The sequence below is a fragment of the Enterococcus quebecensis genome (assembly GCF_001730365.1).
Lineage (GTDB): Bacteria > Bacillota > Bacilli > Lactobacillales > Enterococcaceae > Enterococcus_L > Enterococcus_L quebecensis.
Map to the genome: position 1 here is coordinate 1 of NZ_MIKB01000014.1, position 19,159 is coordinate 19,159.

A 19,159-nucleotide genomic window follows, 5' to 3' on the forward strand; every position below is an offset into this window, starting at 1 on the left:
TCTTTTGCTTTCCCATTGCCAGATACGTTGGTTCTGGTTGCAATGTTCGTTGATCCTTTTATGTTGTTTAAGGCATTGGCTGATTGGCTAAAAGAAGCTGATACACTCCCAGCTACAGATAGACTACTTTTTATCCCCATATTTTCTCTCCTTATTGTATTTAAATCCGTTTTTAAAGTATATCAAAACAAACATATGGAAACAATTACACATCTTCATCTTTAAACAATACGAAAATCCCTTTATTAGTAAAAATATTCTTGTTAACATTATCATCACTATTTTCTTTATAATGGTGTGGACTTGTTTAGCTGTCTCAAAAGTAATATGATGATACATTGATTGTAAAAATAAAAAAAGTTAAGAAGCGGCTGGTTACGCTCTTCTCAACTTTTTTTGATTTAGCTTGATTTTTAAATAAGCAAATTATAGTACAGATTGAACAGAAGAATAGGCCAAATCCAAATCTGTTGCAACCCCTTGATTGGTCATTGCACCATTTAAGGTATTTACACCCGCTAGTAATGCTGGGTTTTGTTCAACAGCTGCTTCAAATCCTTTATCCGCTAACTCTACTACATATCGCAAGGTCGCATTAGCTAACGCAAATGTTGCTGTTTGAGGGACAGCTCCTGGCATATTTGCTACAGCATAGTGGATTACATCATGTTTTACATAAGTTGGTTGTTCATGTGTTGTGACTTGATCGATCGTTTCAAAAATTCCACCTTGATCGATAGCAATATCGATAATTACCGAATGTTTTGGCATCGATGCTACCATTTCTTCTGTAACTAAAACTGGTGCTTTACGGCCTGGAATCAAGACTGCTCCGATAACAAGATCAGAGTCTTTCACTTGTTCTTGAATGTTGAAATGGTTTGAAACAAGTGTTTTTACTGCGCCATTGAATTGATCATCGATTTCTTGTAATTTCTTGATGTTAACATCTAAAATCGTTACATCAGCGCCAAGTCCTAGCGCAATTTTAGCTGCATTGTAACCAGAATTCCCACCGCCAATAATGGTTACTTTGCCTTTTTTCACACCAGGTACACCACCTAGCAAAATTCCTTTTCCTTCTGGGACTTTTTCTAGAAACTGGGCGCCGATTTGCGCTGCTAAACGTCCAGCAATTTCGCTCATTGGTGCTAGTAAAGGTAATTCGCCATTACTTAGTTGAACGCTTTCATAAGCAATTGCTTTTGTCTGACGCTTCATTAATTCTTCCGCTAATGGTTTATTTGCGGCTAAATGAAGATAGGTAAATAATATCAGATCTTCTCTTAAATATTGGTACTCTTCTTTTAATGGTTCTTTTACTTTTAAAACCAATTCTTGTGCCCAAGCTTCTTCAGCCGTTTGAACAATTGTGGCACCAACAGCTACATATTCATCATCATGGATTGACGCCCCCAGTCCAGCATTTGTTTCAACAAAGACTGTATGACCATGTTTAATGAGATCTAAAACCCCTGCTGCTGGTAACGCTACTCGATTTTCACCAATTTTTATTTCTTTTGGAATACCAATTTTCATTGTTCAGCACCCTCTCTAACTCGTTACAGTTCATTTTATTTTGTAAGCTACTTACTAGATTATAGTTTAATGAGAGTTCATCTGCAATACATAAAGAACATTTATTTTAACCTTGCTAACCTAAATGCTTAACTGAAAATAACATCTGAAATAAACCCGTTAAGGTTTTACTTCAGATGTTATTTTTACTCAGTTGTAGTGGACTATTTAATTAGATAAAAATCTACTAAACTTTTTTCTTTAAGCAAGTTACATTATTTGGCGGTTACTGTAAAATTATCAATAATTAAATCATACGCACCACCCGTTGTGTAAATACCGAATGTTGTATTGCCAGATGCATCACCAACAATCTCTACTTCATATTTTTTAGTTTTTCCATCTGTAGAGGTTGGTAAGATCGATCCAACTTTATTCAGGTCTTGTAATGTCTTGAATTCTCCCAACACAGATCCAGCAGAAAATACATTTTGCCCATCTGTTTGGTAATCAAAGCTTACAGTGTATCTTTTTCCTGCTTCAAATTTAACATTTTGAGGCGTTGTTTGCAGCATTAGTCCTGCACCTTGTTTGTGTGCTTTTAAAGACCAATTTCCAGCTAATACGTCAGATACTTTGTTACCGTTCCAACCATATTGCGTATACGGTTCATTTTTCTCTGATAAGTGTATTCGTGGATCTTCCACCCCACCAGCTTGTCCTTTTACAAATGGAAACAGTCCAATGGCTTGTGTATCTTCAAAATCTTGTTGCACGATGATTACATTTGATATGTTGCTTATATCTGTTTGTCTTTCTACAATCCGAATATCATCAAATATTGTTTTGTTGTTGCCCGCATCTGCCGTTAAATTCAGCGTTGCTTTCTTAGCATTTTCTGGTATAACAAAATCTACTCTAGCGTTTTGCATATATTGAGGGTATGCACCGCTTGTATGATTAATATCTGCTTGAATGTAGTTTTGAACAACAGAATTATTGTATTCTTTTGTATATTTTTTCCCATCGATGTCTATTGTTATATTCGCTTTTCTATTATGCGTTTCTGTGTTCACGTAAATGCTATATTTTCCTGCTTTTGGCATTATCAGTTCTTGTTGAACATTCATCGCTGCATTGCCAGCATTTAAAACATAGTCACCATTTGGATCTTTTACGACTGTGGCATTTCCTTGGATAACTTGCCAGTTTTTCGTTAGTGTATCTGGTTCATTAAACCCAGGATCTTTCACTGGCGTTCCTGTTCCAAACTTCACAGATTCAGTAGTTGTTGGTTCAGCAATAATATATGGCGTTTTAGCCTCTGCCTGAATCGTTACTTGATTTCCCGCTACACTAGCAGGACCTTTGTCTTTTCTACCTTGATCCGTCAATTCATACAAACGTAAATTTGTTTTGCCCTGCATCTTTTCAGGTAGTGTCCAAGTTGTAGAGCCGCCAGCTCCATTCCAATGGTATAACTTAAATGAACCATTGACCGTCCATGGTAATAAATAGGTATCACCTTTTAGTACATCAACACCATTTAGTGTTAGTCGTCTTTGATCATTGACATCTTTTTTCGTCACAACTACCTTGTCACCAGCATTCGCTAACTTGATTGTACCGTAAATTTGACCGCTCGCAGCTGTTGTTGTATCCCAGTTAGTGATTTGATAATGTTGTAAGAATTTTGTAGGAACATTAATTGAAAATGTTTTATCTTTATATGTGTTAAAGTTCGTTTTTCCAACCCATCCTTCATAGGCTTCAAATTCCGCTCCGCCTAGCAGTGGATTATCAGATATGACCCATGTGTCTTTTTGATGGTTACGGATAAAACGTACAATATTACTATTAAATCCTTTGGTTGAAGTTCCACCATATGCTTTTTCTGCAGACCAATGATTCCAAATTGAATCATATTCTAATGCGTTAGGAAATTCATTGGCAGTGATCCAACCTAACCCATTAATTTCTTTACTCAATTGTCGACTTAACCAACCAGATTCTCCTTGATTTCCCCAAACATCTACATAGATATAATCTAAGTTTGGTACGTTAATTTTCAATCCTTTAAAGCGTTCTAGTCGATTGCCACTGAGTGCATCTGGTCGTTGTCTAATAGAGTAAGACGGGTCAAGCCAATCCCACCCTCGTTTCGTTGGATCAATTAAGTTCTCGTTAAATGTTTTTGCTTCAGGATAAGACTCTGTGTCGTTGACATGTACACCAAAAATTGAATTAAGTTTATGCCCTTCATCAATTAACTTATTTAAGTCAGTTGCACCGCCTTGACGTTTGCCAACATCTCCATAATCTGGATGGGCTGAATCATGCCCTTCATTTTGATATCCTTTGAGTAAATTCATTTGTCCTAAACCATCTGTCAGATTATATACACGCTTTGTTTCGTCTAGAGTCACTGAAAATGGATTTGTAGCTTGACTTGCAAAGTTGAAGGGAATACGTTGGTTAACCAATTCTGGAACCTTTTGCGCACCAATTGGATTATTCATAATTGCTCTATAATTGATGGCTGCATCTTGCCAGTCCACTTTACTGTCGCCATTCAAATCATTTGAAAATTTAATTTTCACCTCTGGTATCTCTCCAGTTAAATAGGCATCTGGTGCATCGAACGGACGATACGTCCACGCTCCACTCCACAGTGATGTAACATATCCTGTTGTTGTTTCTTTTGTTTGCTTGTATATCCGATTACTATCACTGTTATCAACAGTGCTGTCTCCGTATGCATTCGTCCAAAAACTAGCAGCATAAGCATCTGTATTTAAAAATCCATACATATATGGCTTTGTTCCAACTTCATTAGATGTTACTAAGTTTTGGAATGTATCACCATTTTTATTATTGTTGTTCGCATTAGTCCCAGTATTCATGACTGTTCCTGCAAAAGCTGCTCCTGCATCGGTACTATTCACAGAAAGTAGACCTTGATTTGCAATAGAAAGTGTATGAATTTTTGTTGTTCCTTCTTTAATGTCTGTTATTTTCATAGAAAGAACTTGTCCATCAGAAACTGTAAAAGTGACTTTAAAACTTAAACTAAGCGATGGAACCGTCACTTGATAGGTTGCACTATTTTGAGAAATAGCCTCTTTCACCGCAGTTGCCTCGTAGGTTTTTCCATCCACTAGAACTTGACTAATTTTTTCTTGTTGTCCTTTAAAAATCATTTTATTATCGCTTGGGTTTTCATAACGGATTACTCTTGGAAAATTCGGGTCTAAAACAACCCTAATATCAGCCGATGAAATCTTATCTCCAGCTTCTACACTTCCATCATCAGTGACGGTCACAGTCGCTTTTGCTTTTACCGATGTTCCTGCTACAGTACCTAAAACGTCAAAGCTTCCAATTTTTTGATACATTTCTGGAGTTATATTGTCCCATGTAACGTTTTCATCTTTTTGAATTCCAGTATTATATGTTGTTTTCACAGTAGTAGGTAAAGCAGGTGCCGTGCCTATTTTGGTAAAGATTTTAATAGGGGCTATTTCAGTAATTTCTGGTACTAACTCAGGGAGAGTGCCATTATCACCATTTTTAAAACTTTGATAGCTCACCGTTTTTTGGTCATACCACGTTCTGAACCCAACACGTCCAGCTGCTGTTGGAATTTTAGAGCCGTTGGCTAATACAGGTTCCCCGTCGTAAAATTGTGTCCCATTGAGCCAAATAGTGATTTTTGTTCCAACATAACGAACTTTTAAAACATAAGGTGTATTCGCAGCTAAGCTTGGACCTGAAATGGTATCATTCCATGATGTTGGACTTTCGATAACCCACTTTCCATTTACGTTATAACCAACAAAAACCCAGCTATCTTTTGTGGCTCCTCTAACAATTACACCTGTCCGTCCTTCTCCCCCACTAAATTTAAATGATGTTTCTATTTCACCATCTGCTTTTTGAGGAGAATCCAAATTAATAGATATTGCATTATTCCCGGCAGCTTCTTTACGAGAAATATCTAAAACATTATTATTTAACGTCTTGTTGATGCCCCCAACCAAGTCCTGCCAGTTCCCTAACTGACCACTTTGAAAATTTGTTTGCCAATAGGTTGTTGCAGCTTTCGGCTCAGCAGTATCTTGCGATTGCGTTTGGTTGTTATCCCCATTTTCTTCAGCCAAAACATCAACTGGTACAAATACACTAGTGCACGTCATTAAAGCTAAGGTACTAATCGACATAATCCATCTTCTTTTCATTCGTTGGCACGCTCCTTCTTTTTTTGAATACGCTATCATTTCTTTCCAAAAGAATGATACTTCCTATCACACAGCCACCATTTTCAACAAGACACAGAATGAGGTCTGTAAAAACCTCATTCCGCTTTTTACACTTTCCTTGCATCTTTTTTATTTTTTCAATCTATTACTTCCACTTTATCATGCCAAGAACTTGCTGTCTTTTCAATCACTTTATTCAATTGCTGTATATGTTCTTTTCCTTCAGTACGAAGCCATTGGCAACCAGCTTCTTCTCCATTTTCAACAAATGGTGCTACCCCCTCTTTCCAAGTTGCACGTCCACATAAAACACCATTAAATGTAGAGCCTGCTTCTTTAGCAAACAACAATGTCTCTTGAAATAATTCCGCTGAAACCCCTGCACTTAAAAAAATAAATGGCAGATGGGTGGCGTCACTCTGTTGTTTAAAATAGGCTAGTGCCTCCGAACGTGAATAAACAGCTTGTTCTGATCCGATTCCTTCCACATAATTCATGTTTACAGGAACTTCTACTTTTAAAACATCTACCTTGTATTGTGGTTTTGAAAATTCTTTCATCATCTTGATGACTTTTTCAGGTTTGATTTTAGCATATTCACTAGATGAAGCATCTGTAAGTTTGGCATCGTATGACACTAACTCCAAATAAAATGGCAGATCCTCACCGAAGCATTCACTGCCCAGCCGTTCAATAAAAACATGTTTCAAATGATTAATTTCTTCTGGTTCGTCTATATCATAATAAAGTAAAAATTTAACAGCATCCGCTCCGTTTTCTTTCAAACGTTCAACAGACCAATCTTCCAAAAGATCAGGCAATCGTCCAGGAGTTTTAGCATCATATCCCGTTTTTTCGTAAGCTAATAACAACCCTGCTTGTTCATCTCTAACTTTTGCTGCAGGTATCCCATACTCCGGATCCAATAAAATAGCAGATGCGTAGGGTGTTAGTTCTTTTGAAACTATTTTTTTAAAATCAATGATATGTTGATCAGTGGGATTTTCACCTAAAGATTGGATCATTTTTTTTAATGCGCCTCGTTGATCAATTGCCAAGGCTTCAATTATTCCATTATCGGTTGATAAACGATCCATTGCTGCTTTTTTTGCAGATGATAGTTTTAACATTGTTTTCTCCTTATTTTTTATTTTAGTCAAGATATTCGTAAATATTAACGCCTTTTACCACACGATTAACCGTACCTGTAGCAGACGGTGTATCTGGTTTATTTTGAACATTTATGGAACTATGAATTGCAACCGTTTGAGCAAATAAAACATAGGGTAATACGAGATAGGCTTCTGGCAATTCCACTCCTTCAGAGTAAGCAAAACGCTGACCAGAAAAATTATCCGCTCCATCTACATCTAGCGTTACAATTTTTGCAGCAATGTTATCCGCTTTGATTTCTTCTGCGATATCTAGATCATATTTTCTTGTATACTCATTATTTGTGACAAAGACAAAAACAATGGTTTTCTCATCGATGAATGATTTTGGACCATGTCTAAATCCAACAGAAGAATCAAAAATAGTTGCAACTTTCCCAGCAGTTAATTCAAGAACTTTCAATTGGGCTTCTCTTGTTAAACCAGCCAAACTTCCTGATCCAAGGTAAGCAATTCGATCAAAAGAAACTGCCATCAACTCGTCAATTTCTTTTTCTCTTGAGATAGCTTCATCTCCCATCTGGATTACTTTTTGAACAAACAATGTTTTTTCTGCTAACGTACTTTCATCAAAAATCAACAGCGCACTTAACAGCATGCACGTAAAGCTACCTGTCATTGCAAAGCCTAAATCATTTGATTTTTCTGGCATAAGCAACAATAAATTATGTCCATCTCCTGAAGCTTCTTGAGCAAGTTGACCATCTTTAGCACATGTAATGGTAATCTGATATAATTTTTTCACTAACTGTTTCGCCAATTTCACCGTTGCTACTGATTCTGGTGAATTACCACTACGAGCAAAAGAGACTAGAATCGTTGGTACTTCCGCTTGTAAATAATCATAGGGATTAGAGACAATATTAGTTGTTGGAATACTTTCAAACATAAAATTGGTATGATCCCCTTTATGATTTAAATATGGCGTAATGGAGTCTCCTACATAAGCTGATGTTCCTGCTCCAGTAAAAATCACACGGATTTTTTTTCCTTTTTCCTCTGCTACAATAGATGAAATAAACTGGTCTATTTTTTTTTGCTGATCTTGATAATTATCAAATGCTTCTTTCCATAAAACAGGTTGCTGTTTTATTTCTTGTGTTGTGATTGCGGCTCCAAGTTTTTCAAGGTTTGCTTTTGTTTCTTTAAATAATTCCATCTCAGCGTTTACTCCTATCTATTCATCTTCTTCATCAAACACATCTGATGCTAATAATTCATTAACTTTTATTGTACTTTCCTTTGCTTCTGCGACAAAATCACTTTCAGTGCCTACTAAATTTGCATTGACATAGCTAATGACCATTGGTAGACTCATTCCTGCATATAATTCAAATGACTCTCCATTCATTAATTTTTTCGATAATATATTGCAAGGTGTCCCTCCTAATAAATCTGAAAAAACGATAAAATTGTCTAATGATTGCGCAATTTTTTCAAACTTCGCTAAGAACTCACTTTCTCCTTCTTCAGCCAATAAAGGAACCGTATAAATGCTATCTTGTGTACCCATAATCATCTCTGCACTATTTTTTAATTCAGTACAAAAATTTCCATGACTAACCAATATTAAATTATCCACTCCTTATTCCTCCCAACTATTTTGAAATGACACCAAGAGCAGATAGTGCTACTGAAATAATTAATACAATAAAGATCGCTCTGGTTGAAGTGATGTTTTTCTTTCCCAGTAACCAATACACACCGCCAACAATTGCAGCAGGCAATAATCGAGGCATGATCATATCTACATTATTTTGCACGTTGATCGTCAAGTCTCCAATTGAAGGAGCCCAAGCAAAATGTACATTGATCATGGTTGCAACTAATGCGCCCACCATGAAAACCCCCATTAATGTTGCTGCATTAGTCATCGCTGTCAGTCTGCTTTGCATTGTAGTTACTAAAGAAATTCCTTCTTTATATGCAAATTCCAATTGTTTCCACCTAAATACCATAATCGCAATTTGTGCAGCCATCCAAATAAATGCACCTATCGGATTACCATTAACAGCCATATTAGCCGCTAAAGCACCAAAGATTGTTGGTACTAAAGCCCCAAAAATAGAATCACCGATCGCAGCAAATGGCCCCATCAATCCAACTTTGATCCCAGCAACAGAATCCTTTGCAGAAATACCTTCTTTTTCTTCGATAGCTAAATCAATACCTGTAATAATTGTATTCAAAAAATTACTCGTATTAAAAAACTGTGCATGAGTACGCATCATTTCTTTTAACTCCGGCGTATCATCACCATACATTTTTCTTAACTGAGGTAAAATTGTGAATAAGTAACCCGAACCTTGCATTCTTTCATAGTTCCACCCCAACTGAAAAGTGAATAAACTTCTTTTATTAATTTGATTGAAGTCTTTTTTTGTTAGTTTATAGTTAGATTTCGTCATCTTCGATCTCTCCTTCACTTGTATCTTCTGAATGATCTTTCATAACCATAGGTTGTGCAACTGATTTTTTATATTCATTTAATGCAAAAGCAAAACCAATTAAAGCGACCGCAAGCATTGGTAAATTAGTAAATGCCGGAGCAAAATCTTTCGCTACGCCAGCAACAGCTACGCCTAGTAATTGAATGTTGCCAAATACAGTTGTTAAAAGTGCAGTGAGTACAAATCCTAAAATTAAGTAAGCTAAGTGTTTTTTTACTGGTAAATATCTTAATAAAATTGCAAAACCTACAGCAGGTAAAACAGCCCCTGCAACTGATAATCCATCACCTAACCACTTTAAATCTGTATTCAAATAGCCAACTACATTATCAACAAAACCACCACCAAAGCTAAGGGCGAAAAATACTGGCAACGCTCTTGAAAGCGCCCAAGGTAAAGCACCTAGTAAGAAATTGCGTTCGATTCCTTTATAATTCATTGCTTCTATATCGCTATCTATTCTGTGTGCAAAAAATGTATTCGTAAAACGACCCAAAATATCCATTTGAATCATTAAACTAGCTACTGGTACTGCAATTGCAGCAATCGCTTGCTCTGGGTTCATCCCTAAACCAACTGAAAAAGCTGTAGCTAAAACTGTTCCTGAATTAGCATCGATTCTGGAAGCGCCACCAAATGTTCCTACACCTAAAATCGTCAACTGCATACTGCCACCAATAATCAAACCAGCCGTCATGTCTCCCATAATGGCTCCTGTAACCAATCCAGCAAAAACAGGTTGGCTAAATGCTGAATAAATCTGTAACTCATCTAAAATTTGATACCCTGCATAAAGCGTTAATAATAAAATTTGCCACCATTGAATTGCCATTGTTATTCCTCCTAATTTAAAAGCTGAACAGGCTCGTGTAACCTTGACAGAAATATAGGGAAAAGTGAGGGTAACGTTTTTTGCCACAATCAGTTTCTATCTTTTTCCGAAAGTTTAACCTGTGAAGCTAGATAATTTTAAACGTGTAGCTAGCTCTGCTCTAAAAGAAAATTTGATTGAGACGCTTTTGTCTCAATCCATTTTTAGCTTTTTCCTGAAGAGTTAACTCATGTAACTAGATAACATTAAACGTCGAATGAGTTCGTCACGTTTATTTCAACAGACTCATAAAGTCTTCTGTTTTATCACTTGGCACCATTTGAGAAACTAAACTTACACCTGCAACATCTAATTTTTTAAACGCTTCAATATCTTGTTCTAAGACATTAATTGATTTAGTAATCGATTTTGAATGCTCGCTTTGAGACATATTACCGACATTTATTTCTTTGATTGGAACGCCTAGTTCTACTAACTTTAAAAGTCGATCTGGTTTTCTTGCAATGATTAATAATCTTTGTGAGTCATATTTTCCAGCTAAGATATTCGCAGCAGCTTTTTCTATGGGTAAAACACTTAATTTTACGCCAGCTGGAGTTGCTAATTTTAATCCACTTTTTTCAATTGCGTTTTCTGCTACCTCATCATCTACAACCATAATGCGACTAATATCTAATTTAGTTGTCCATAGATTCGCTACCTGTCCATGTATCAATCTCCCATCAATTCTTACAGCGATAATACTCATTTCCTTCACGATCCTTCCTACATGTCTTTGTATATTGCTTGTTCTTCCAATCTGATTTTTGAAGACCACTTTCCTTCTGTTTCAAAAATAACGATCTCATTTACTCCTTCTTTCAGAATAGATCCTGGCACATATAACGAGAGTGTCGGGCCAACATTCCAGAACCTGCCTAAGTTAACACCATTAATAATAACCACTCCTTTACCAAATTCTTGTAAATCAATAAATGTATCTCCAGTATTTCCAACAATTAATTCATAACGATAAAATGCTGGTGTACCTTCGATCCATGTTTGCGTATAATCAATAAAATCAATTTTTGTAAAATCGATACTATATTGATCCCACTCACAAATAAAATGTAAGTCTGACATAACGCCACTGCGAATCCCTTTACGTTGTGTATCCGCAAATAATTTGTGTCCATAGTTCACACGCCCCATATTTTCAACTAGAATAGCTAAATGATTTTCTTCTTTGTCAGGTTTAGCAAAAATTTTACTGCCTATTTCCTCTCGGTACTGAGTAACAATATTTTCATTATTTAAGAAAAAATGAACGCGATCACTTGCATCAATCACACGGAAATACTCTTCAGTCGTACTTTTTGGCACCTTCGTCTGATATAACTGGTATCCATAATTTTGCTGCAACTGTTCCATTGTTTCAGGATATTTACTCCATTGATGGCGAGAAATCGATTCAATTACAGAAAATAAACTTACTTTTTCCTTCAAGGAAGCAACTTTTGGCTCCATTACGTTTTTTCTTAATGGTTCTAACTGCTCTATTTCGGGGAATAATTCATGTATTTTTCTTTGTACCGAGAAAAATTTTTCAGTAGGGTTCCCCTGTTCATCTAATAATGCATCATAGTCATACGAAGTTATTTGCGGCAAATCTTTTTGTCCTCTAGCTGAACAGCCATTCATAAAACCGAAGTTCGTTCCGCCATGAAACATGTATAAGTTGATACTACCGATTTCTAACGCTTCTCCAACTTCTTCAGCCAGCTCTTTTGGATCACGTTTTATGATTTCTTCTCCCCATCGATTAAACCAACCGTCCCAAAATTCCATGCACATTAACGGCCATTTTTTCTCATGTTTTTCATGAAATTGTTTCAACTGAGCGAAATTTTCTTTCGACTTTGAGCCAAAGTTTCCTGTCGCTAAGACATTTTTTTCCATGAGCGTTCCAGCTGTTTGGGCTTGCTCCCACGCACCGTCAGAAGTAAATAGTGGAACCGTAACACCGTTTTTTAGCATCAAGTCATATAGATTTCTAAGATACTCTTTGTCTTCACCGTAAGAACCATACTCATTTTCTAACTGCATCATAATGACAGGTCCACCTCGATCTACCTGAAGCGGCCGAATGATTTCGAATAATGCCTGGTAATAATTCGCTACTTTTTCAATAAAACGAGGATCTGACGAGCGAACACGTATATCACGATAATTTAACAACCATGCCGGTAGTCCACCAAATTCCCACTCTGCACAAATATAAGGTGACGGTCGTAAAATAACAAATAACCCTAATTCTTTTGCTATGTTTACAAACTTAGCTAAGTCTATTTCATCGGTAAAATCAAATCTACCTTCTTCTTGTTCATGCAAATTCCATGGGATATAAGTCTCCACAGTATTAAATCCAAGAGCTTTCAAGTTGTATAGCGAATGATACCAGTCATTTGGCATTACTCTAAAATAATGAATAGCTCCTGACATAATCTTAAAAGGTTTACCATCCAATAAAAAATCTTCTTTTACTTCGAACGTATGCATTTTTATGCTCTCCTTTTAAAGCGTTTCCACTTAATATATGAACATACTAACTTGACTCTTCAATATTTGTCAAAGAATAACTCTTGCCAAATTAAATTTATTAATACAGCCTAAAAATCGTGGATATTTTTTTGTCTTTGTCTTACTATGTAAACAAGAGTAAACAGGAGGTGATAAGATGAAAATCCCTAAATACCAACAAATCAAAAATGATTTACTAAATAAAATAAAGTCTGGCGAATTTGAACATGGGGATCGATTTTATAGTGAAAATGAATTAGTTAAATTATATGATGCCAGTTCAATCACAGTGATTCGTGCAATACAAGAACTAGCTTCTGAAGGATACCTCGTACGTTATCAAGGAAAAGGTACTTATGTTTCACGATCGAGAAAACGAAAACTTGTGGAATTTACAGACATTGAAGTTTTTGCTGGAAAAATTGAAACAGTTGAGGTCATCAGCGTTTTAGAGGAATCCGATCCAAGAATACTTAAAGAACTTAACCTAAGCACGACACAAACATATAGAAAAATTACACGTATTCGTAAAGTAGATAATACTTCGTATATTTTACATTATACGTACATTCCAAATCAGTTCATCAAAAATGAACATCAAGAGCTCAGCTACTATGATTCAATTTATGAACGATTTAAAACTGAGTTTGGGATTCACATGTACGACGAATACTCAACTGAAACAAATGAAATCATATTTCCTACACCTGCTGAAATTGCTTCATTTTTAGCCATGCCAGAAAATGAAGCCGTTGTCTTTCAGAAAAAAAAGACGACATTACAAGACGGAACTGTTGCTGAATATGCTGAAAGTTTTAAAAAATGGGACTATTATAAGATTGAATTTTCAACATTCCAACAATAATCACTTTCAAACCAGTCGTTGATACTCTCTTTTATATTTATAAAATGCAATGTAAATAAGAAGTCTCTTTACATATAGTAGGACTAACTACGCATTGACTCTATGAGTTTCATCAACGTCACAAAGAACGAAGAATTGGTGTAAAAAAGTCAGACATTTTACATCAGTTCAAACCAATCGATTTCTAAAACTGGAAGACTTCGCCAATTTTTTTTGAACACAAAGAACAAAGTCATTTGATGATATGGTCTACTTGCCAGATTCCTAAAAGAGGGTGAGACAAAAGTAAAAAGCACTTTTGTCTCACCCTCTAAAACGGAGTTATTAGTTCCCTACTTGGTTGCTCAAGCTTAAACGACTTTTGTCACCTTAATTGCTGTGCAGATTTTCTTTCTAATTGCTTCTTTTTATTGTATAGTAAAACAAAGTAGAGATTAAGACAAACGTCATTCAGGTGTGAGAGTTTGGATTAACGTTTATTTTTTCTCTTCTTTTTCGATTTTGTTATACCAAGAAGTAGCAGTTGCTTGTAACACATCATTTAGTTCGTTGATATTCAGACGACCATCTGTATTCAACCAATCAATCGCTGCCGACTCACCTATTTCAACAAATGGTTCCACGCCATTTGCCCATGTTGCTCGTCCGCATAAGACACCATTAAAAGTGGATTTTGCTTTAGCAGCAAATTTTAGTGTTTCTTGGAATAAGTTTGCGCTTACTCCAGCACTAAGAAAAATGAAAGGTAATTGTGTCGCTTGGCTTTGTTCTTTGAAGTAAGTCAACGCTTCTTCTTGTGTATAACATGATTTTTCGCCCAATCCTTCCACATAGTTCATGTTCACTGGGACTTCCACCTTTAAAACGTCCACATTATAACGTTCTTTTGAGAACTCTTTCATCATGTCATTGACTTTATGTGGCTTTACTTTAGCAAATTCAATTGAATTTGGCTCTAACCCTTTAGCATCATAAGAAACGACTTCTAAGAAAAATGGTAGTTCTTCAGCGAGACATTCAGACCCTATTCTCTCCATAAAAATATGCTTTTGCTCATTAATTTCAATAGCTTCGTCCACATCATAATAAAGCAAAAATTTACATGCATCCGCTCCTGCTTCTTTTAAGCGTTTAACCGACCACTCATCTAAAATATCTGGTAAACGTCCAGCTTTGGTTGTATCATAACCTGTCTTTTCATATGCTAATAATAATCCTGCTGTTTCAGCTCGCTTATCAGCCGCTGGCAGTCCATATTCTGGATCTAATAAGATTGATGAAGCAAACGGTGTTAACTCTTTTGATACGATTTCTTTAAATGCAATGATTTGTTTGGACGTCGCTACTTCTGGTTGATATTTTTCAATCATTTTCTTCAAAGCGCCTCGTTGATCGATAGCTAATGCGCTGATTACTCCTGATTTATCTGACACTCGTTGTAACGCTTCATATTTTTTTTGACTAACTTTCTTCATAGAACAACCTCTCATTCTGGATGGATTTCATACAGTACTTTTATTTGTTCAGAATCTTTTTTATTTATGGCATCAAATGGTTTCTCCTTGTCAGTCAATGAATAAATACCTGTAATCAACGGCTTTACATCAATTTCTCCTTCTGCCATATAACGTAACCCTGCCAACCATTCATAGCCTGGAAATGGTGCAGAATAGGACATCCATGAGCCTGTAATTTCTAATTCTCCTCGTAAGATTTTTTCAAAATCTTCTGGTGAAAAAACTACCTCTTTTGTACATGTTCCTACGTAACTGACTTTTCCTCTTTTTTTTACGAGTTGAATGGCTTGAACCTGAGTAAATGCACTTCCTGCTGTTTCAATAACTACCTCTGGCAATTCACGATCCTTAAAGTACTCTTCTAAAGGTTGTTCATTGGGATCAACAATATAATCTGCTCCAATTTTTTGAGCCATAGATAATTTTTTTGTATTCAAGTCAGCAACTGTGATTTCACCCACGCCTCTTGCCCGCAAGGCTAACACTGTTAATAAACCAATTGTCCCTGCGCCTAACACTAAGACACTAACACCTGCTTTTAAATTAATCCTTTCAATCCCATGAATCGCTACCGTTAAAGGCTCTAATAACGCTGCTTCTTTTAATGACAATTTTTCTGGTACTTTTACACAATTCTTTGCCGGTACGGTTACATATTCAGCCATTGCACCTGGTTCTCTAGAGCCAATAAAACTATAATTGCTGCACATGGCAGGTTCACCTTTTTGACAAGCATCACATTCTCCACAAGGGATCAAAGGGGCTACAGCTACACGATCACCACTAATCATTTCTGTTACATTAGCACCAACAGTTTCAACAACACCCGAAAATTCATGTCCCAATACTTGAGGAAATGAGTGTACTCCACCAGCAAAATATCTTGGTAAATCGGAACCACAAACGCCACAGTAGGCTACCTTGATTCGTACTTTATCTGTTGCCAGTTGCGGTTTTTCCAATTCGCTTAAAATCATTTTTGTTTCTCCAACAACTTCCAATGCTTTCAAATTTACGACACTCCTTCTCCACCAGTTTCGATATATAGCATCTGTCTTTTATATTTTATGAATGTATAAACAAAACAAAAGAGGTAGATTACTAAGATAATAAAAAAGCCTAAGCCAGTTTCAAGCGTAATTCCTTTTGCTAGCAAATAGGTAATCGGACTTCCTGCTTGATCTAAAGAGGAAACACGCTCACCTTTAGCTACTAACCCAACCTGCTGACCTAACTGTGTTTGTAGAGATATCATTTGATTTGAAATCCAAATCGTCACGTACATAATTACCGATCCTGAGATCAATGTCCTAAATAGATTTCCTTTATGAACACCAACTGCAATTGCGATAAAAAAGCCCATTGTTGCTAGATCACCGAATGGTAACACTTGATTTCCAGGTACAATTACAGCAATTAAAATAGTCAACGGGACAAACAATAAACTTGCCGCAATAACTTGAGAATCTCCCAGTAACAACGCAGGATCTAAACCAATTTTTAACTCACTGCCTTTAAAATGCTTATCCAATAGTTTTCTAGCAGCCTCTGAGATCGGTATGAGTCCTTCCATGATTAACTTCACTACCATAGGCATCAAGACCATCACTGCTGCCATTTGGATGGATAATTGTAAAGAGTCGGCGACCGTGTATTTGGCTAAAAGCCCAATAATGAATCCAAGTGTCGCTCCAACAATTGTTGGTTGCCCAAGTACACCTAATTTTTCTTCAATTTTTTCTGAAGTGATATTAATTTTATTTACACCTGGGATCTTTTCAATTAGATCATCTATTGGTGCTGCAAATACCCCCATATAGGCCGAGGAACCATGAGGAATTGATATCCCTTCTAGCCCAAAATAATCATCTGTTACTTGACCAAACATATCTCCTAGTTTGTATGCAATTATAGCGTGTACAATAACACCTAAAACACCTAAATAAAAATTACCTGTTGCCACTTGAACAATCGCTCCAGTGAATGCCATATGCCAAATATTCCAAATGTCAACGTTTACAACTTTAGTCATTTTGAATACAAGCATCACAATATTAACGCCAATAGCTATAGGAATTGCAATTAAACCAAGATCAGAACCCCAAGCCATTGGAGATGTCCCTGGCCAACCTAGATCAACGACGTTTAACCCCAGATTAAAATTTTTCGCCATTGCTTCAGCTGCTGCCCCAAGATTATCTGTTAATAATGAAATGACTAAACCAATACCTACAAAACCAATCCCAATCGTTATTCCCGATCGAAGTGATTTGCCTATTCCTTGTCCTAAAAGTAAGCCCAAAACCATAATCACAATTGGTAACATTACACTTGCTCCGAGATCGACAATATATTGAATAACAGCCATCACTTTTCCCCCTCTCTTACTGAGTTAGTACATCTAATATTTTGCTTTCAGTGCCTGCAATATTTACTCCTGATACAAAAGCAACACCATGGATGACTGGAATTCCATAATCTTTTTTGACCTTTGCGGTTGTAACAATTAAATCTGCTCCCTCTTTTTTACTGTCTAATTCATTTACCCGACACTGAACAACTTCCACCGGAATATTTTCTCTTTGGGCAAGTTCTTTAATTTTATTGGCCGCAACAGTTGATGTCGCGATTGCTCCACCACATGCAACAATAACTTTTTTCATAACAACGTCACTCCTCATTTATAAATATGTTGACACAAGATTTTCCATTTCTTTTGTATTCTTGGCTTTGGATAACCCTTCAATAAACCCAGCTTTTTGAATGGATTCGATCAATTTTTGCAACATGTCCAAATGCTTTTTACCTTCTTTAATAGCTAACATTATTACGACTGATACAGAGATCACGTCCTCTTTTTCTCCACCCATTTCATTAAATACGATAGGCTGTTTCAAAGTAGCAAATACAATGCAGTCTTCTTTAACATATGTGCCATCAGTATGAGGAATAGCAACACCTATTTTTAAAGGTAATCCTGTTGGAAATTCTGCTTCTCTTTCAATTAAAGCTGCTAAAAATGATTCTTCTACGATATTTTTTCCATTCAATTCTTTGCTTAATCTTTCAAATAGTTCTTCTTGTGTAGATACAGCTAGCTGGTGGTACATTAATACTTCTTTCACTTTTCTCCTCCTTTCTATTTATTGTCCGTACAGTAAATTTCAACTCCTTTCTGACTAATTTTTTCATACGTCTCTGAAGATAAATCTTCGTCCGTAATGATAATATCTATCTCATCAAAAGTGGCCGTGCGATTAAATGCTATACTGCCAAATTTGCTGTGATCAGCTAAAATAATTGATGTCTGACTGTGATGAATCATTTCTCTTGAAATAATCGTTTCTCCCATATGATGATTCGTAATGCCTATGTTATCATCGATGCCACCACAACCAAAAAAACCTATATCAACAAAAATATTTTGAAGGTTGTTTGAAGCAAATGGTCCATACAGTGAATCTTCATTTTTTCGTAACATCCCACCTGGAATCAAAAGATTAATCCCTTCACTGTGTAAAAGTACATTAATAATTGGGATGGTGTTTGTGATTACAGTTATATTTTCAAAATTCATGATTTCTTTTGCAAGGGCTAATGTTGTCGTTCCATAATCTAAATAGATTGTATCGCCTTCTTCGATATGTTTTGCGGCTTCCTTTGCAATAGCTTGCTTCTCTTCTAGATACTCTCCTTTTCTTCGTTCGTAATCCGTTTCTTGATTTGAACTATCTAAAACAGCGCCTCCATGAATCTTCTTGATTACCCCTTCTTTTTCCAATTCATATAAATCTTTGCGAATCGTTTCTCTTGTTACACGCAACTCTTTACTTAGTTTCAAAATCTTAACAGAATGATTCTTTTTCAAAATATCCAAAATATACTCTTTTCTTTCCTGTGCATTCATCTTTATTTCCCTACTTTCATCTTTGTAATCGTTAACATTATAATAGCATTTGCCAAATAAAATGCAATACTTTTTTTGCT

The 19,159-nt window shown here is 36.1% G+C and carries 16 protein-coding genes; 1 reads left to right on the forward strand and 15 read right to left on the reverse strand.

Translation table 11 applies throughout. The annotated features are described in order from the left end of the window. Positions 1–426 precede the first annotated feature (426 nt). The 9 genes from ald to BCR23_RS08115 all read right to left on the reverse strand — a co-directional run bounded on the left by ald (position 427) and on the right by BCR23_RS08115 (position 12,769). Positions 427–1,539 carry an alanine dehydrogenase gene (gene ald / locus BCR23_RS08075; RefSeq protein ID WP_069634986.1) on the reverse strand — a complete coding sequence of 371 codons (1,113 nt, stop codon included), beginning with the start codon at positions 1,537–1,539 and terminating at the stop codon, positions 427–429. Between the two features lie 254 nt (positions 1,540–1,793). Next, entirely contained in the window at positions 1,794–5,756 is a 3,963-nt protein-coding gene (locus BCR23_RS08080; protein ID WP_069634987.1) for an endo-alpha-N-acetylgalactosaminidase family protein, read from the reverse strand. A 158-nt stretch (positions 5,757–5,914) separates the two neighbouring features. Then, positions 5,915–6,907 carry a tagatose-bisphosphate aldolase gene (gene lacD / locus BCR23_RS08085; protein ID WP_069634988.1) on the reverse strand — a complete coding sequence of 331 codons (993 nt, stop codon included), beginning with the start codon at positions 6,905–6,907 and terminating at the stop codon, positions 5,915–5,917. 22 nt (positions 6,908–6,929) lie between these two features. Next, positions 6,930–8,108, reverse strand: coding sequence for an SIS domain-containing protein (locus BCR23_RS08090; RefSeq protein WP_069634989.1), 1,179 nt, complete (start codon positions 8,106–8,108; stop codon positions 6,930–6,932). Positions 8,109–8,126: 18 nt separating this feature from the next. Continuing rightward, complete coding sequence (locus BCR23_RS08095; protein ID WP_069634990.1) at positions 8,127–8,531, reverse strand: PTS sugar transporter subunit IIA; 405 nt, start codon at positions 8,529–8,531, stop codon at positions 8,127–8,129. 16 nt (positions 8,532–8,547) lie between these two features. Beyond that, complete coding sequence (locus BCR23_RS08100) at positions 8,548–9,357, reverse strand: PTS system mannose/fructose/sorbose family transporter subunit IID (protein ID WP_069634991.1); 810 nt, start codon at positions 9,355–9,357, stop codon at positions 8,548–8,550. Beyond that, on the reverse strand, positions 9,344–10,231 hold the full coding sequence (locus BCR23_RS08105; RefSeq protein ID WP_069634992.1) for a PTS mannose/fructose/sorbose/N-acetylgalactosamine transporter subunit IIC: 888 nt from the start codon (positions 10,229–10,231) through the stop codon (positions 9,344–9,346). The genes BCR23_RS08100 and BCR23_RS08105 overlap by 14 nt, the downstream gene beginning before the upstream one ends. A 271-nt stretch (positions 10,232–10,502) precedes the next feature. After that, positions 10,503–10,979 (reverse strand): PTS sugar transporter subunit IIB, encoded by a 477-nt coding sequence (locus BCR23_RS08110; protein ID WP_069634993.1) that lies wholly within the window; start codon positions 10,977–10,979, stop codon positions 10,503–10,505. A 17-nt stretch (positions 10,980–10,996) separates the two neighbouring features. Then, positions 10,997–12,769: a glycoside hydrolase family 35 protein gene (locus BCR23_RS08115; RefSeq protein WP_069634994.1), complete on the reverse strand. Its 1,773-nt coding sequence runs from the start codon at positions 12,767–12,769 to the stop codon at positions 10,997–10,999. A gap of 178 nt (positions 12,770–12,947) precedes the next feature. Here BCR23_RS08115 and BCR23_RS08120 point away from each other — a divergent pair, with 178 nt between their 5' ends. Further along, positions 12,948–13,655, forward strand: coding sequence for a GntR family transcriptional regulator (locus tag BCR23_RS08120; protein ID WP_069634995.1), 708 nt, complete (start codon positions 12,948–12,950; stop codon positions 13,653–13,655). Between the two features lie 476 nt (positions 13,656–14,131). Here BCR23_RS08120 and lacD (BCR23_RS08125) read toward each other — a convergent pair whose 3' ends face one another. From lacD (BCR23_RS08125) to BCR23_RS08150, 6 genes are read right to left on the reverse strand one after another with little or no spacing between them, the layout of a single operon-like run. Beyond that, entirely contained in the window at positions 14,132–15,130 is a 999-nt protein-coding gene (gene lacD, locus BCR23_RS08125; RefSeq protein WP_069634996.1) for a tagatose-bisphosphate aldolase, read from the reverse strand. An 11-nt stretch (positions 15,131–15,141) separates the two neighbouring features. Then, positions 15,142–16,182 (reverse strand): galactitol-1-phosphate 5-dehydrogenase, encoded by a 1,041-nt coding sequence (locus tag BCR23_RS08130; protein WP_069634997.1) that lies wholly within the window; start codon positions 16,180–16,182, stop codon positions 15,142–15,144. A 2-nt stretch (positions 16,183–16,184) separates the two neighbouring features. Continuing rightward, complete coding sequence (locus BCR23_RS08135) at positions 16,185–17,540, reverse strand: PTS galactitol transporter subunit IIC (protein WP_069634998.1); 1,356 nt, start codon at positions 17,538–17,540, stop codon at positions 16,185–16,187. Between the two features lie 16 nt (positions 17,541–17,556). Further along, on the reverse strand, positions 17,557–17,835 hold the full coding sequence (gene gatB / locus BCR23_RS08140) for a PTS galactitol transporter subunit IIB (protein WP_069634999.1): 279 nt from the start codon (positions 17,833–17,835) through the stop codon (positions 17,557–17,559). Positions 17,836–17,853: 18 nt separating this feature from the next. Next, the gene (locus tag BCR23_RS08145) at positions 17,854–18,297 is read right to left on the reverse strand and encodes a PTS sugar transporter subunit IIA (protein WP_240482538.1); all 444 of its coding nucleotides are present in this window, start codon (positions 18,295–18,297) and stop codon (positions 17,854–17,856) included. A 14-nt stretch (positions 18,298–18,311) separates the two neighbouring features. Next, entirely contained in the window at positions 18,312–19,079 is a 768-nt protein-coding gene (locus BCR23_RS08150; protein WP_069635000.1) for a DeoR/GlpR family DNA-binding transcription regulator, read from the reverse strand. Positions 19,080–19,159 lie beyond the last annotated feature (80 nt).

Coding starts and splice junctions, on each gene's coding strand:
- BCR23_RS08090 (WP_069634989.1), bottom strand. CDS start 8,108: ATGGAATTATTTAAAGAAACAAAAGCAAACCTTGAAAAACTTGGAGCC.
- BCR23_RS08115 (WP_069634994.1), bottom strand. CDS start 12,769: ATGCATACGTTCGAAGTAAAAGAAGATTTTTTATTGGATGGTAAACCT.
- ald (WP_069634986.1), bottom strand. CDS start 1,539: ATGAAAATTGGTATTCCAAAAGAAATAAAAATTGGTGAAAATCGAGTA.
- BCR23_RS08135 (WP_069634998.1), bottom strand. CDS start 17,540: ATGGCTGTTATTCAATATATTGTCGATCTCGGAGCAAGTGTAATGTTA.
- gatB (WP_069634999.1), bottom strand. CDS start 17,835: ATGAAAAAAGTTATTGTTGCATGTGGTGGAGCAATCGCGACATCAACT.
- BCR23_RS08100 (WP_069634991.1), bottom strand. CDS start 9,357: ATGACGAAATCTAACTATAAACTAACAAAAAAAGACTTCAATCAAATT.
- lacD (WP_069634988.1), bottom strand. CDS start 6,907: ATGTTAAAACTATCATCTGCAAAAAAAGCAGCAATGGATCGTTTATCA.
- lacD (WP_069634996.1), bottom strand. CDS start 15,130: ATGAAGAAAGTTAGTCAAAAAAAATATGAAGCGTTACAACGAGTGTCA.
- BCR23_RS08105 (WP_069634992.1), bottom strand. CDS start 10,231: ATGGCAATTCAATGGTGGCAAATTTTATTATTAACGCTTTATGCAGGG.
- BCR23_RS08150 (WP_069635000.1), bottom strand. CDS start 19,079: ATGAATGCACAGGAAAGAAAAGAGTATATTTTGGATATTTTGAAAAAG.
- BCR23_RS08120 (WP_069634995.1), top strand. CDS start 12,948: ATGAAAATCCCTAAATACCAACAAATCAAAAATGATTTACTAAATAAA.
- BCR23_RS08080 (WP_069634987.1), bottom strand. CDS start 5,756: ATGAAAAGAAGATGGATTATGTCGATTAGTACCTTAGCTTTAATGACG.
- BCR23_RS08110 (WP_069634993.1), bottom strand. CDS start 10,979: ATGAGTATTATCGCTGTAAGAATTGATGGGAGATTGATACATGGACAG.